The organism is Thermostilla marina, from assembly GCF_054657455.1.
Map to the genome: position 1 here is coordinate 4,304,213 of NZ_BAAHYR010000001.1, position 13,682 is coordinate 4,317,894.

Below are 13,682 nucleotides of genomic sequence, written 5' to 3' on the forward strand. Positions count from 1 at the left end.
ACCGCCCGATTCAGTCGGTCGCGCCGAGATCGGTGCTGAAGGCGTCTTGCACGAGCGTATTCTCTTCTCGTTCGTGGCGGATGAGCAATTCTTGGAATTCGCGAAACTTGCGATGCGTTTCGGCCCACCATTGATCGGTCGGATGCTCGACGTCGTCGATCTCGCGAACTATCTCGCGAGTGAATTGGACCATCTGCGGATGCTGCGCCAAAAGCTCGTTCGCCTTGGCGACCAATCGTGGCGCCTCCAACAGTGCCTCGCTCAGGTAACCGCCTTCTTCCTCGAAGGCGAAATGTTTGACCAGGCGATCCCCGAGTTGTCCGAGCAGTTGGGCGATTTCGGCCAAGGTCGCCGTGCGGGCTTCGAGAGCCTTGTCGATCTTGCTCATGACATCGAGCAAATCGCGATGTTCCTCCAAGAATGCTTCGAGCGAAGGTTCGTGTTCGTTTGTCATCGTGAAAAATCCTCCCGTCCCCACCGACCGCGGTCTCTCCGTCGCAACGCAACGTATTCTTGATCCCCGGCGATCGTCCGTCGCATCACGACAGTCATCCGTCATTGTAAGAGAGAATGCGAAAAGACGATAGGATTTCTCACCGAAATACGCATCACGGCGCCTCGTACGCCGAAAAGTAAAGAGCCGCCCTCGAAAGAGCGGCTCCACGTGCAGCTTGGCCGAGATTTACGAAGCGATAGTTCACTCCGTCGATCACTCTGCCGATGTATCTTTCGGCTTGCCTGCTTCGTCTTTCGTACCGTCGATACCGACGGCCGAAGCCACGCTGGCGAGCGTCTCGGGAATCTCGATTCCGCCGATGTCTTTCATGACTTGCATCATCGGCGGCAAGGTGCGGGCCATGTTGTGCAACCAATTGGCGGTCGCCGAAGTCCCGTCTTTTCCGTTGCCTTCCCACACGACGATCTTGTCGAACTTGATGTTCGAGATCGCCTGTGCCGAGGCGTGCACGAGGTCGTCGAAGTGTTCCAGCAGCAACATCTGGAAGGCCTTTTCGGCGCCGCCGCAGGCCTCGATGATCTGCCGCAAACCTTCGGCCTTCTTGGCAAGGATTTCGTATTGACCGCGGGCCTCGGCTTCCAACTTTGCGAAGATGGCCGACGCTTCACCTTCCGCCTCGATGCGTCGCTTTTCGGCTTCGGCTTCGGCCTCGACGATTTTCTTCGCCTTTTCGGCCTTGGCGGGTGCTTCCAGTTCGGCACGGCGTTTCGCCTCGATGCGTTCGGCCTCGGCGAGCGCCGCTTTGGCCATCGCTCGGTGCTGGGCTTCGAGAACGGCAGCCTCGGCTTCCCGCTTGCGCGTTTCACCAAGCTGGAACGCTTCGGCTTGCTTCACCTGTAACGCGGCCTGTGACTGGGCGATTTGGGCCTTGGCCAGGTTTTCACCCTCGATGGCCTTCGCTTCGGCGTCGGCCGTTCGAATACGCATTTGTTGCTCGGCTTCCTTGACCTGCGCTTCGCGTTCGAACGCGGCACGTTGTTCGCCGACGCGTTGTTCCTTTTCCAACTCGGCGATTCGGATCGCTTGTTCCCGCTCGGCTTCGCGGGTACCGATTTCGCGGACTTTGCGAGCCTCGGCCACACGGATGGCCTTCTCCCGCTCGGCTTCGGCCACACGGATTTCACCGTTTTTCTCGTTTTCGGCCACGTCACCACGGGCTTTTTGGATCGCCGCCGACGCCGCTTTTTGACCGATCGCCTCGATGTACCCCGACTCGTCGGTGATGTCGGTGATGTTCACATTGATGAGAACAAGACCGATCTTCTTGAGTTCCGGCTCCAACGAGTTCTGAATGTTCGTGAGGAACGCTTCCCGGTCGCGGTTGATCTCTTCGATCTGCATCGAAGCGATCACTTGGCGCAACTGCCCGAAGATAATGTCTTCGGCCTGTTTCTTGATTTCGCCGGAACTCAATCCAAGCAAGCGGATCGCCGCGTTCTGCATCAACTCGGGCGTGGTCCCGATCGCGACCGTGAACACGCTGGGCACGTTCACACGGATATTTTCGATCGACAACGCCCCGCGCAGCGGAATCTCGATTTGCATCGGCTCGAGGCTCAGCCACGCGTAGTCTTGCAGCAACGGAATGACGAACCGCGCGCCGCCGTGGACGCACGTCGCGGCTTCGCCCGCGCCGCCCGACTTTCCGTAAATCACCAAGATCCGGTTACTGGGACAGCGTTTGTATTGCTTGAGCAGCAACATCAAGATGCCGAACAAGAACGCCGTCGCCATCGCGACGATCACGACGATCCAGAATCCCGGATTGTCGAACACTTGTGCCAACGGCAAGGCGACAGTCATGGCCAAGGCTCCTTCACGTTCTCGATAAAGAGGTTGGTGTTCCCCCGATTCCGACGTGCAGCACGCTCAATCCGACCTGCGACAACCGTTCTGCCAATACCGGTTGCAACTCGTCGACACATTGCGTCCGGTTGCGATCCACTTGTTCCGGCGTCATTTTCGCGGTGAACTCCCGTACCGTTTCGCGCACGATCGGCTCGACCTGTTCCTTGATCTGCCCCATCGATCGGTTTATGAACCTCGCGGCGGCCGCTCGCAACAACGGCTCACTCGTACCGACGGCGACGGACATCGTGCAGCACAATCCTTCCGTGTGGTCATCGTTGCCGTGCTTTTCGCAAAACAACGGCACCTCCAAGCGGATCGTATCCAACACGATCCAGGCATATCGTTGGATCAACGGCCACACGAACACCAAACCGCCGTGGTAGAAACGCACGCCGTGTTCGGCGCGGGCCGGGTCTTTCACTTTTCGGTCATAAACGACCAACACGCGATTGCTGGGACACCGTTTCAGGCGTCGCTGCACCACGCCGACGGCGACGGCCAACACAACAACCGGCGCCAGAACGACGGCAAACACCGCAGGTCGCAGTGCCGCGAGCAATACGATCGTCATTCGGCCGTTCCTTGCGGGTGGGAATCGCCGGCGGGTGTGTCGGGTTCGACTAACACGGTCTCGGGATCGAGCACTTGTCGCACGACCACCTCGCTACCCGCCGGAATGGTATCGGCGTCGGTAACGGCCGCGTATTCGGCCGTCCGCTTTTGCAACACGAGGTGGACTTTGCCTTTGCCGGAACGGTGACCGGGAATCTTCAAGTAAACCGTAGCACGCTTTCCCAACGCACGCTGAATGCGCACCGTTCCTTCCGCTTGCAGCGAATACAGGAATTGCATCAGCTTGTACACGATCAACATCGCCGCGATTCCTGAGCCGACGGCGATCAACAGCGAAATCATCGGCGGTTGCCCGGCCGAATGTGCGGTCAGTCCTCCCAATCCAAAAAAGGTCATTGCCGCTACGACCGTTCGAACCGAAACAACACGGAAGACCGATCCGGTGGCGGGATGGTCGACCGCATGCGCGTCGGCGATGTTGCTGCCGTCGAGATGGGCCGTCCCGTGGAATCCCGCGTCGGGATGCCCCAACGGATCGACATCCCCCGCATCGCCGTGAAAGTCGAAGTGCACATCCGGGGCGTCGACGTCGCCGCCGAAATCGCCGTCAAAGTCGTGGCTGAGCCCGATCAACTGCATGGCCAATTGGGCCAGCAATAGCGTTCCGCCGATCACGGCGCAGATCACAAACACCCAAATCATGGCCCGAAACTCCCAAGCAAAGGGACAGGAGGACGCGTCCAAGATGCGTCCTCTACGTGTTTATTATTCGCCCACAACGCGGCGATCTTGGACAGTGGATTTGGGCGTTTAGGTAAAAGATGCACATGAGAGAAGCGAATCGTGAAGGATGTAACGGCAGTGTGTCACAGTCACCCCCCGATTTCAAGCATTTCGCGTATTGCAGCACCCCGCCGCACGACACCGCCCGGGGGGATCCCCAACGGTTAGGAATACTGTCGACGGTATATCAAACCGATCGTTCACAACGTTTGACTTCCCGAATCGCAGCAGACACAATGTGCGCTGCTGACAAATTCGCATATCCTACCTTGTGATTTGCTGCAATCGTCCCCCCGCCGACTGCCGGGCACGGTATCGGATCGTGCCCCGGCAGCACCGCTGCGAACTGAGACTGCGCTTTTTCGTGTCTGTCACTGAATTTCGAGGAAGGTTCCCATGCTGAATACCAATGTTCGCGTTTCCCGCCGTCGCCTGCTGCGAACAGCGGTCGGTCTCGGCGCGTTGGCGGCTGTGCCGTCGGTCATTCCCGGAACGGCCCTGGGCTACAACGGCGTCGTCGCCCCCAGTGAGCGGATCGTCATGGGAGGGCTGGGGATCGGTCGTCGCGGCACCACCGACTTGAGCCGGTTCCTGCCGAACCCCGACGTTCAGTTCGTCGCGATCTGCGATGCTCGTGAAGAACGCCGACAAGCCGTCAAGGCCATGGTCGATACGCATTACGGCAACAAAGATTGCCGGATGTATCGCGACATGTTCGAATTCCTCGGTCGCGAAGACATCGACGTCGTGCTGATCGCCACCGGCGACCGGTGGCACACGATGGCGTCGATCACCGCCGCCAAGTTCGGAAAGGACATCTACTGCGAAAAGCCGTGCTCGCTGTCGATCGAAGAAAGCATCGCGCTGGGCAAGACGATTCCGCGGTACGGGCGGATCTATCAAGCGGGAACGCAACGCCGAAATATCGACAACTTCATCTTCGCCATCAATCTTGCGCACAGCGGCAAGCTCGGCAAGATCCACACGGTGCATGCCAACACGCGACCTCCGGCGACGACACACGACTGGCTGCCTGCCGAACCTGAACCGCCGAAAGAAGTCGTCGACTGGGATTTGTGGTTGGGCCCCGCGCCGTGGCGCCCGTACAACAGCCGTTACATCGCCGGCGGCTGGCGAGGCTACTTCGATTTCCACGGCGGCGGAATTCTTGAATGGGGGGCGCATACCGTCGATTTGTGCCAGTGGGCCAACAAGGCCGACGATACTGCGCCGATCGAATACACGCCCGAAGGCGACAACGTCTATTGCCGCTATGCCAACGGCGTCAAGCTCGTCATGCGGCCCGACGGTTGGTTGGGACTGGGAACCTGCTGTGTCCGCTTCGAAGGCGACGAAGGCTGGGTCGAAACCGGCGACACGGGCCGGATCGTCGTCTACCCCGATTCGCTGCGCAGCGAGTTGCCGGTCTTCACGATGGCCGGGACCGATCCGATCAATCATGTTCGCGACTTCCTCAACTGCGTGAAAACGCGGACGAAGCCGAAGTCGTACGCCGACGTGGTCGCCCAATCGCACATCGCTTGCCACGCCGCATACGTGGCTTGGCAACTCGGGCGGACGCTCAAGTTCGATCCGCAAAAGAACGAATTCATCGACGATGACGAGGCCAACCGCATGCGCTGCCGCGCCATGCGTGAACCTTGGCACATTTGATCGGTACGGTAATCGACGACGAACCATCCATCACCTACAAAAAATTTCCGTGAGGCGTATCATGCGTGTTCGATATTCAGTCAGCTTGGTAGCGGCGTGGATGCTTGCCGCGGCGGCATTTTCGACCGCCGTTCCCGCCTTCGCCCAAATCACCGAAACCTCCGACGAGCTGATCGCAATTCTGCAATCGGCCGATGCCGACCTGCACGCCAAGGCCGTCGCGTGCAAGAAACTGGCGGTGGTCGGCGACGCGAAGGCCGTGCCCGTCCTGGCGGAACTGCTCACCGATCCCAAGCTTTCCCACTATGCCCGGTTCGGGCTGGAACCCAATCCTTCGCCGACTGCCGATGAGGCCCTTCGCGCCGCGTTGGACAAGGTCGATGGACGTCTTTTGGCGGGGGTCGTCAACTCGATCGGTGTCCGAAAAGACGCCGGCGCGATCGACAAGCTAAAAGAGCTGTCCACCTCCGACGATGCGCAGGTCGTCAGTGCGACGGCACACGCGTTGGCACAAATCGCCACGGCCGAATCGGCAGACGTCTTGAAAGAAATGCTTGCCGCGACGAATCCGACGACGCGTGCCGCGTCCGCCGACGGGGCCTTGATGGCCGCCGAACGTCTCGCAGAGAAGGGCGACACCCCGGCGGCTCTCGACCTGTTGAAGGCCGTCGAAGAAGCCGACGTCCCCGAATATTGCCTCGTCGCGGCCACGCAAGGCTTGATCGTGTACGGGGGTGATGCCGGTTTGGAGGTGCTTGCCGAACAACTCGCCTCGACCGAGAAGCATTTCTTCCGCGTCGGTCTGAAGGCCGCTCGCCTGGTCGGCACCGATGCGTCGAAAGTCGTTCAAGCCCAATTGGACAAAGAATCGGGCACGCGGGCGCTCGTTCTACTGGCCACCTTGGCCGAAATCGATCCCGATGCCGCTTTGCCGATCGTCCGATCCGTGGCCGATAACGGCGAAAAGGAAAACCGACTCGACGCCTTGCGATTGCTGGCCGCGATCGGCAAGCCCGAAGATCTGCCGATCATGCTCAAGGCGGCTCAGTCGGACGATGAAGATCTCGCTCGCGTCGGTTACGAATCGCTGGTCACGATTCGCGGCGCCGAAATCGATCGAGCGATCATCGCCGGATTGCAGCAAGCCGAAGGCAAGACTCGCCTCATGCTCTTGAAGGCGGCGGGCGATCGGTACCTCACGCAAGCGGCCGATGCCATCGTCCCCTTGCTTTCCTCGAAGGACGATGAAACCCGGCATGCTGCCATCCAAGCGGCGGGGACGACCTTCGAAGCACCGCAACTACCGAAGTTGATTGCCCTGCTGACTTCGACGCAAAATTCCGAAGAACGCGACCTTATCAAGGAGTCGCTGCGAAACGCCGTCCGGCGGATGCCTTCCCCCGACGCCTGCTCGGAACTACTCATCGGCACGATGGCCGACGCGTCCGACGACGCGAAGGTCGAAATCCTCGAGTTGCTGGCCGCGGTAGGCGGGGAAAAGGCACTCCAAGCCGTCGCCGAAGCCGCAAACAGTGACAATGAAACACTGAAAGATGCCGGCACACGTTTGCTCGGTGAATGGATGAGTGCCGAGGCCGCCGACGAACTACTCGCCATCGCAAAGGCCGATCCGCGCGGCAAATACGGCATCCGTTGTTTGCGGGGTTACATCCGCATCGCGCGGCAACTGAACGTGCCGCCGCGGGAACGACTTGCCATGTGCAAGGCTGCCCTCGAGGTCGCCGCTCGCGACGACGAGCGCATCCTAGTGCTCGACGTCCTCCAACGAAATCCTTCGAAGGCCACTCTTGATCTGGCTTGCGACATCATGGAAGACCATGCGTCGTTGGCCGACCAAGCGGCAGCGACCGCGGTCGCGATCGGTGAGACGGTGATCCGCTCGGATGCGAAAGCCGTCGCCGCAGCCATGGATCGTGTGCTGGGCGCGACGAAGAACCCGCAAACCGCCGCCAAAGCCAAGGCCCTCAAAGCGAAGGCCGGCGGCTGAAAACTGCACTCTACTGACTGCCCCTTTGGAAGCGGAGCGATCGTTTGAGCGGTCGCTCCGTTTTTTCTTTCTGAAAGTGTTGGGAAACGGCGCACCTTCCCGCGAACAGGGATTCGGCTCGGTCGCTTCCCCTGTCACGCGATGACCAGCGCGGCGGCAATCACAGGCACGGCCATCACGGCGGCCAGCGCCAACCGCAAGCGTCCGCGGTAACGTCCTTTCGTTGCAATATCGATCCGCAAATACGCCCAAACCAGGCTCAGCAACCACAAGAGGCCACCCAAGCCCGCTGCCGCCGTCAACGCTCGATTCGTGTACTTCACGCGCAAAGCCGCATCGCGGATCGTCGCGTTCGCCTGATGGTCGAACCGCAACAAGGCGTGCAAAATCACCACCGGTTGTCGATCGGTCGACGAGATGTTCACCTCGCGCGTTTCGAGATACGTATCGGCAAGGAGGTGCTCTTCGACGTACGACCACGGCAGTCGGACGGCGACTGCTTCGCCTTCGCATTCGGCGACGTAGCGTGTGATCGCGTGTTCCACTTCGTCCCGTAATCGTGCGCGGCATTCGCCTTCGCTCAGATAAGGGCCGACCGAAATCGGCCACTGGTAAACACCGTCGACCATTTTCGGCTCACCGCCGACCCATTGCGGTCGTGCCGACACGGCGTCGGAAGCACCTGACTCGTCTTCTGTGGATGTCGGGGCGTCGTCACCATGTTCAACGGCTTCCGGCTCCGCCGCTTGCTCCCCCGCCTCCCTCGCAGCCGATTCGGACGTGGTCGTAGACTCCGGTTCGACGTCGACAGTCTCTTGCAGCGGAATGACTTTCGGCGGCATTTGCGGCTCGATTTCCAACTCCCTCGACCGATCGAAAGCGTCGGTAGGAGCCACGATTCCAGGCGGCAGAAGCGAGGCACTACGCATCGTCCAAAGAAACAACGAGCCGACCACAACCGGCAGTCCGACGATCAACAACGCCACGACGGTCCAAAAGAAAACATGCAGGCCGTTCCGCCACTCGCGCGATTGCCTGCTCAGCAACGCTATCATGACGGCCGTAACGATCGCCGCCGGCACGAGACACACTCCGGCGATGATGATCAACTCGAAGACACCGAACATCATTGGCTTTTCTCCCGCCTGCCGACTGCGCATCGAAGGCGTGACGCAGCAGCCGCGCGTCACCAATCTTGCTCTTCCAGTTCAAGGCGTTCCTTCGCAGTCATCATCGGCGCGGCTGTTTGAACGGCGACGCTCATCGTCACGGCGACCATCAAAAGCCATTGCAGAGGAAACATCCACAAGGCTGCAGCCGGCCACGCCATCCCCGCGCAGATCCCCACCGCCAACAACGACAGGCGAACACGGCGGCGTTGGTCGGCCAGTCGCCACCAACGCACGAACAGGAAGAGTGATCCGAACACCGCCACATACGCCCACAGTTGCGGCACGCCGTCCCGATAAAAATCGCTCGACAACTGCCACGTTTGCGGCGTCGAGAACCGAGGATCGTAGAACAGATCCACGCCCATGTAGGTCGCGGCGGCAAACGCGACGACACCGAGCACCATGCCCACGACCATCATCACGAAGCGGCGTACGACGTTGTCGCCTTCCCGTTCGTTCCAAAACGCGCCGAAGGTGAGCACCATCCACGCCCCCAAGGTTCCGATCGTCCATAGCCACACGATCTGGCGGATATCGAACATTTGCGATCGGAATCCGACGATCAGCGACAGCACCAAACACATGACCGCCGAAACAGCGGCCGAACCGACCAGGGCACCGAGCCAATCGGCAAGTTGCTCGCGAAGGGGGCGTAGCGGCAACACGACTTGCGATTGCCGTCGCCGCATCCACCGCGGGGGCCGGTGAACGGCCTCGGCAACCGGCCGGCGAGTGGTCCCGTCCACTGCTTCCCGCACACGTTCGTCGCGATTGTGCGACGCCATCGCCCACAGCACCACACGATAGACACCGTAGGCAAACAACAGTGAGACGCCCAGCGGGATGAGAACGCCGGCGTTTACGATGAACGCAAGGATCAACGCGGTGAGCAACAGCGCCCGCACGGGCGTGCTGAAACCGGCCTTTTCCCACGACCGAACGACCTGGCGGCAACCGCTCTTCACACCTCGCAAGATCGGCTCGTCGTCCTCGTCATACGTCTCTTCGCCTTCCTCGACGATCTCCGCCTCGAATGTCGATGGATTTTGTGCCGTGTATTGGGTTTCCTCGAAGGGGGCAGCCGCCGATTCGCTCTTCCCGAACGTTCCACCGGGAAGTGCGGCGACCATCTCCTCGACCGTCCGAAACCGCTTTTCGGGATCTTTTTCGAGTGCTTTCGCGATGACCGGCCGAAACGCCGCCGGAACGAGCGTCAAATCGGGCACGGCGGTCATATGTTTCATGAGGATCTCGCCGACCGATTCGCCATCGAAAGGCACGCGACCGGTGAGCATCTCGTACAAGACGACGCCCAACGCATAGATGTCGACGCCGCGTCCGTAGTTTCCGCCGCCGATCTCGGGCGCCATGTAATGCACGGTACCGACGCTGCCGGTGTGCCCACTTCGCCGGGAACAAGCGATGAACTTCGACAAGCCGTAATCGCCGACCTTGACGATCCCTTCATCCGCGAACACGTTGCCCGGCTTCAAATCGCGATGGACGACGCCGTGCTCATGCAGATACGCGACACCGGCGGCGATCCCACGGAACCAATGCAACACCTCGTCGATCGGAAGCCCTTCCGGATGCTCGCTCAATCGTTCTTCGAGCGACTGTCCGGAAACGAACTCCATGATGACCCAATGGTTGCCGTCGGCATCGGTTCGGATGTCGTAGATTTGCAGCAAGTTCGGATGTTTGAAGTTCAAGCATTCGCGAATCCCGCGCAGCTCGACATCGAGATTCCGTCGAATGACCTTGAGCGCCACCTCTTTTCCGGCATCGCTGACGGCGTAATAGACATCGCCGAACCCTCCGTGCCCGATGCCTCGTTTGATGGTGTAGCCGTCAAGCGGCCGCGAGCCCCCGGCAATCGAAAAGCGACCCGCAGGGCGTTTTCCCGAAACTTCACCGTCTTCGCCGGGACGCGTCGGGTTGTGCTTGGGGTCCTGGGTATTCACGTGGCTCACCGTTTGGTTCATGAGGGCTCTCCTGTCGGAACGAAGCCGGCAGGCAACACGCTTCCTCTTGAGGACCTGGGTTCATTGTACTGCCGGATGGAACGCCGTAACACGAGGTTTTGGTTCGATCGTCACCTCCGAACGTTCATTCAACGCCCTTACCGTTCGTCAACGGGTTCGAAATAGAAAGCGAAATCTTCGCCTTCGACCCGGGAATGGGCGCGCAGCCGTGTGCGCCCTGCCGCACTTCGACCGTCGACGGTGTATTTCCCTTCGGCACGGCAAAAGAGCCCGTCGTCTTGTCGAAAGAGGATCACATCCCGTTCCCAAATGCGGCACAACACGTGCGCGCTGCGCTTCGGTCCGAGGATGCAAGTGTCGGCCCACAAAACAGCCCCGTCGCACCCGCCGGGGCGAACACGATGCCGACTCACCGGCATCAGGCAGGCCGTTCCCGCCAAGGCATTCGGACGCCGCCATTGCAGCGCGACGAATTCTCCCAATCGAATCGTGCATGTCGTGGGCAGAATCGTGACGCCCTGGACGGGGCGGCCGTCGACCCACGTCGGATGAAACGCTTCGAGCATGTACCCTTCGCCGTCGCGTCGCAATCGCACGTGTCGCTTGGCCAATTCGGCCTGAAAGGCGATATCGGCACCGCCGCCGACCGCTTCTCGCCCGAGAACGATCTCGTCCTGCAAACATATCAAGCGGCTACCCACGCCGTCGATCCAAAGGACGAGCCGTTTCACATTTCGCTTCGATCCGAAAACCATGGTGATATCGTCCGCTGATCGGGCGTGCTCAATCGAACAACAAGCTTGTACGGGCTCGTTCCGCATCGTCGTCTCACCGACAGCACGACCATGGATACGACCGACTCGCGGGCTTCCTTGCCCGCTTCTCTCGGCGACATGCCGGGTTTCGTCGCGACCGTCTCGCGATCGCCGTTTCATTCGGTACCGGCGACTTGCGACACCTCGGGTTGCTCGGCGAAGTAAGCGCTGACCTGTTCGACGATGTCCTCGCGGGAAGGTTCGTCGAGCGGAATTTCGCCTGTGTACGTTCCCTCGGAACTGACAAGTTTCTCAGCCACGTCGAGCTTACTCTTCAACTCATCGACCAGCTCGCGTGCCCGGCCCAAGCGCGTCTCGTCGAACTGGTACGCGCTGGTCGTCTCTGCGGCCTGGATCATCTGCAAGCGGGCTTGCAGGTTTTCGACTTCGACCTCCAACTGACGTTTTGCCGCCAGCATTCCGTCCATTTTCTTGCGGGCGGCTTCCAAGCTCTTCACCCGAGCGCGGTAGATGTTTTCCAGGTCGGCCAAGGTCGCCTCGGAGGTCCGATACCGCTCGAAGCGTGCCGCCAGATCGGCTTTGACCTCGTCGGCGGAGTACTTTCGCCCGGCATACACGAATTCGACCTTACCCCCGGCAAGATCGTCCTTCAATCGCAGGATGTGCGATTTCTGGACTTCCAAATTCTCCCGGGCTTGCGCGATCTGCTTTTCGAGCCGCTCGACTTCGACTTCCTCTTTGGCAATTGCCAGCATGTTCTTTCGGATCTCGGGCAGAAGATCCTCGATCATGCCCCGTGCCCTTTCAATCTGGAATTCCATCGGCACGGCATCGACGACGGCATCGTGAGCGTACCCCATCGACGTTTTCACATAGCTGAACAGGTCCCGACCGAAGAAAAAGCCGGAAACCAACACGACGATTCCCGTTCCGATCAAGATTTTTTTCAACATGACTCGTTTCTCCTCGCTTACCCGCAAGTGATCGACCAAGCTCGACAACACGACCCCGAACATGACGTTTCCGGCCCAATGGGCTAATGACGACACACGGACGGAATGCCGCTCCGAAAAGTTGTTCGCTGTTTCACGGTCGATCTTGGGAAATCGGAGGAGAATTTTTCCCAACGAGACGCATGCCCCCTCTATCGAGGGAGACACGGCACAAGAATACCTCCACGATGACTGAAAAGCACTCCGCCTGCAACGGGGAGTTAACAGCTCGCTAGGGAAAAGGAAGGGCACTCGGCGCACAGCCGCCTTCCCGGACCGCAAGCCGAGCCGCGCGAGCCACACCCCGCACGTGAAACGCGGGGGTATCAAGGACGGGAGGCGAGCACAGCACGCCCTGAATTGCTTATTCGGGCAAGAGTTCTCGCACGGTAGTGATCCGAGGTTGCCCGCCCAATCGGGCACCACGGGCGGTTTCGTACAGGTACCGAATGCGTTCCCGCGGATTCACCGGCGAACGGAAATTGTCCCCCTTCTGGAGGATCGGCAACGTCTGCGGCATCTCGCCGAAAGCGCGACTGCCCGCGACCTGGCAGGGGAACCAGTGTCCGTTCCCCTCGGCGTCGTTCAAGTAGAACTCGGGGTAACAGTGTCCGGGCACCCAAACGGTACGCGCCGGAATGCCCGACGCACGACACAGTGCGATGAACAGCGAGGTCATGTCTTCGCAATCGCCCGTCTGGTGCTCCAGCGCATAAATGGCGCCCCGCAGCGGTGCGTTCTGTTCGTAAGTCACGTGCTCGCGTACGAAGTCATAAATGGCCTCGACCTTCTCCCAGTCGGTGCCTTCGGCGGGCAGAATCTCTTTGGCCTTGTCGCGTATCTTGCGATCGGTCGATTCGATCTTGGGACTCGGGGACAAGAACCGTACGGCGCTGCGGTCGACCTCGGAAGCCGACGCGGGAATCTTGAACACCGAGGTATCTTCAGGGGCGTAGATTTGATAGCGCCGAATCTTCAAGATCACCACCGCACGCGCTTCTTCGCCGGTATTCAGCGACGGAATCGTCACGACCATCTGGTCGACGAGGTTATCGACGTTTTGATAGCGTACGCGAATGCCCTCGCTGAAGTCTTCTTCTTCGATCTCGACTTCCTGCTCGGGCCAGTTCCGAGGAATGGGAGCCGTGGCCACGACGTTTCGACAAGGACCGCCGGTTGCCGTGATGATGATCCCCGCCTTCCAGCGTTGGACGACCGGCTCGGCCAAGACGGCCCCGCCGGGAGCCTCTTCGGGCGTCTTGAACTGGGCGAACACCGAAGGCGCCGCCAAGCCCGCCAAGCAAATCCCCAAAAATGCGCCGATTGCAAAACGTCGACTTGTCATCACCAT

General features: G+C 60.1%; 11 protein-coding genes. 2 read left to right on the top strand and 9 right to left on the bottom strand.

What is annotated here, in order from left to right:
• Nucleotides 1–10: 10 nt before the first annotated feature.
• The 4 genes from ACYQ2I_RS15550 to ACYQ2I_RS15565 form a co-directional block, all read right to left on the bottom strand.
• Complete coding sequence (locus tag ACYQ2I_RS15550) at nt 11–454, bottom strand: hemerythrin domain-containing protein (RefSeq protein WP_460167946.1); 444 nt, start codon at nt 452–454, stop codon at nt 11–13.
• 255 nt (nt 455–709) lie between these two features.
• A complete protein-coding gene (locus ACYQ2I_RS15555) occupies nt 710–2,320 on the bottom strand; it encodes a flotillin family protein (RefSeq protein ID WP_460167947.1) in 1,611 nt (536 codons plus the stop codon).
• A 13-nt stretch (nt 2,321–2,333) separates the two neighbouring features.
• Nucleotides 2,334–2,939, bottom strand: coding sequence for an SPFH domain-containing protein (locus tag ACYQ2I_RS15560; RefSeq protein ID WP_460167948.1), 606 nt, complete (start codon nt 2,937–2,939; stop codon nt 2,334–2,336).
• Entirely contained in the window at nt 2,936–3,643 is a 708-nt protein-coding gene (locus ACYQ2I_RS15565) for an NfeD family protein (RefSeq protein WP_460167949.1), read from the bottom strand. The genes ACYQ2I_RS15560 and ACYQ2I_RS15565 overlap by 4 nt, the downstream gene beginning before the upstream one ends.
• Before the next feature lie 477 nt (nt 3,644–4,120).
• Between ACYQ2I_RS15565 and ACYQ2I_RS15570 the strand changes: the two genes are divergently transcribed.
• Both ACYQ2I_RS15570 and ACYQ2I_RS15575 read left to right on the top strand, forming a co-directional pair.
• Nucleotides 4,121–5,398 carry a Gfo/Idh/MocA family protein gene (locus ACYQ2I_RS15570; RefSeq protein WP_460167950.1) on the top strand — a complete coding sequence of 426 codons (1,278 nt, stop codon included), beginning with the start codon at nt 4,121–4,123 and terminating at the stop codon, nt 5,396–5,398.
• A 61-nt stretch (nt 5,399–5,459) separates the two neighbouring features.
• The gene (locus ACYQ2I_RS15575) at nt 5,460–7,406 is read left to right on the top strand and encodes a HEAT repeat domain-containing protein (protein ID WP_460167951.1); all 1,947 of its coding nucleotides are present in this window, start codon (nt 5,460–5,462) and stop codon (nt 7,404–7,406) included.
• 134 nt (nt 7,407–7,540) lie between these two features.
• On the opposite strand, the gene ACYQ2I_RS15580 is transcribed toward ACYQ2I_RS15575, so the two are convergent.
• From ACYQ2I_RS15580 to ACYQ2I_RS15600, 5 genes are all read right to left on the bottom strand, one after another.
• The gene (locus ACYQ2I_RS15580) at nt 7,541–8,536 is read right to left on the bottom strand and encodes a hypothetical protein (RefSeq protein ID WP_460167952.1); all 996 of its coding nucleotides are present in this window, start codon (nt 8,534–8,536) and stop codon (nt 7,541–7,543) included.
• Between the two features lie 56 nt (nt 8,537–8,592).
• Nucleotides 8,593–10,563: a serine/threonine-protein kinase gene (locus tag ACYQ2I_RS15585; protein ID WP_460167953.1), complete on the bottom strand. Its 1,971-nt coding sequence runs from the start codon at nt 10,561–10,563 to the stop codon at nt 8,593–8,595.
• 137 nt (nt 10,564–10,700) lie between these two features.
• Nucleotides 10,701–11,318: an FHA domain-containing protein gene (locus tag ACYQ2I_RS15590; protein WP_460167954.1), complete on the bottom strand. Its 618-nt coding sequence runs from the start codon at nt 11,316–11,318 to the stop codon at nt 10,701–10,703.
• Between the two features lie 176 nt (nt 11,319–11,494).
• Nucleotides 11,495–12,292: a hypothetical protein gene (locus tag ACYQ2I_RS15595; RefSeq protein WP_460167955.1), complete on the bottom strand. Its 798-nt coding sequence runs from the start codon at nt 12,290–12,292 to the stop codon at nt 11,495–11,497.
• Nucleotides 12,293–12,695: 403 nt separating this feature from the next.
• Entirely contained in the window at nt 12,696–13,676 is a 981-nt protein-coding gene (locus ACYQ2I_RS15600; protein ID WP_460167956.1) for a transglutaminase-like domain-containing protein, read from the bottom strand.
• Between the last annotated feature and the right edge of the window lie 6 nt (nt 13,677–13,682).

Bases quoted from the DNA above. Each gene is read 5' to 3' on its own strand.
- ACYQ2I_RS15550 (WP_460167946.1), bottom strand. From the start codon at position 454: ATGACAAACGAACACGAACCTTCGCTCGAAGCATTCTTGGAGGAACAT.
- ACYQ2I_RS15555 (WP_460167947.1), bottom strand. From the start codon at position 2,320: ATGACTGTCGCCTTGCCGTTGGCACAAGTGTTCGACAATCCGGGATTC.
- ACYQ2I_RS15560 (WP_460167948.1), bottom strand. From the start codon at position 2,939: ATGACGATCGTATTGCTCGCGGCACTGCGACCTGCGGTGTTTGCCGTC.
- ACYQ2I_RS15565 (WP_460167949.1), bottom strand. From the start codon at position 3,643: ATGATTTGGGTGTTTGTGATCTGCGCCGTGATCGGCGGAACGCTATTG.
- ACYQ2I_RS15570 (WP_460167950.1), top strand. From the start codon at position 4,121: ATGCTGAATACCAATGTTCGCGTTTCCCGCCGTCGCCTGCTGCGAACA.
- ACYQ2I_RS15575 (WP_460167951.1), top strand. From the start codon at position 5,460: ATGCGTGTTCGATATTCAGTCAGCTTGGTAGCGGCGTGGATGCTTGCC.
- ACYQ2I_RS15580 (WP_460167952.1), bottom strand. From the start codon at position 8,536: ATGATGTTCGGTGTCTTCGAGTTGATCATCATCGCCGGAGTGTGTCTC.
- ACYQ2I_RS15585 (WP_460167953.1), bottom strand. From the start codon at position 10,563: ATGAACCAAACGGTGAGCCACGTGAATACCCAGGACCCCAAGCACAAC.
- ACYQ2I_RS15590 (WP_460167954.1), bottom strand. From the start codon at position 11,318: ATGGTTTTCGGATCGAAGCGAAATGTGAAACGGCTCGTCCTTTGGATC.
- ACYQ2I_RS15595 (WP_460167955.1), bottom strand. From the start codon at position 12,292: ATGTTGAAAAAAATCTTGATCGGAACGGGAATCGTCGTGTTGGTTTCC.
- ACYQ2I_RS15600 (WP_460167956.1), bottom strand. From the start codon at position 13,676: ATGACAAGTCGACGTTTTGCAATCGGCGCATTTTTGGGGATTTGCTTG.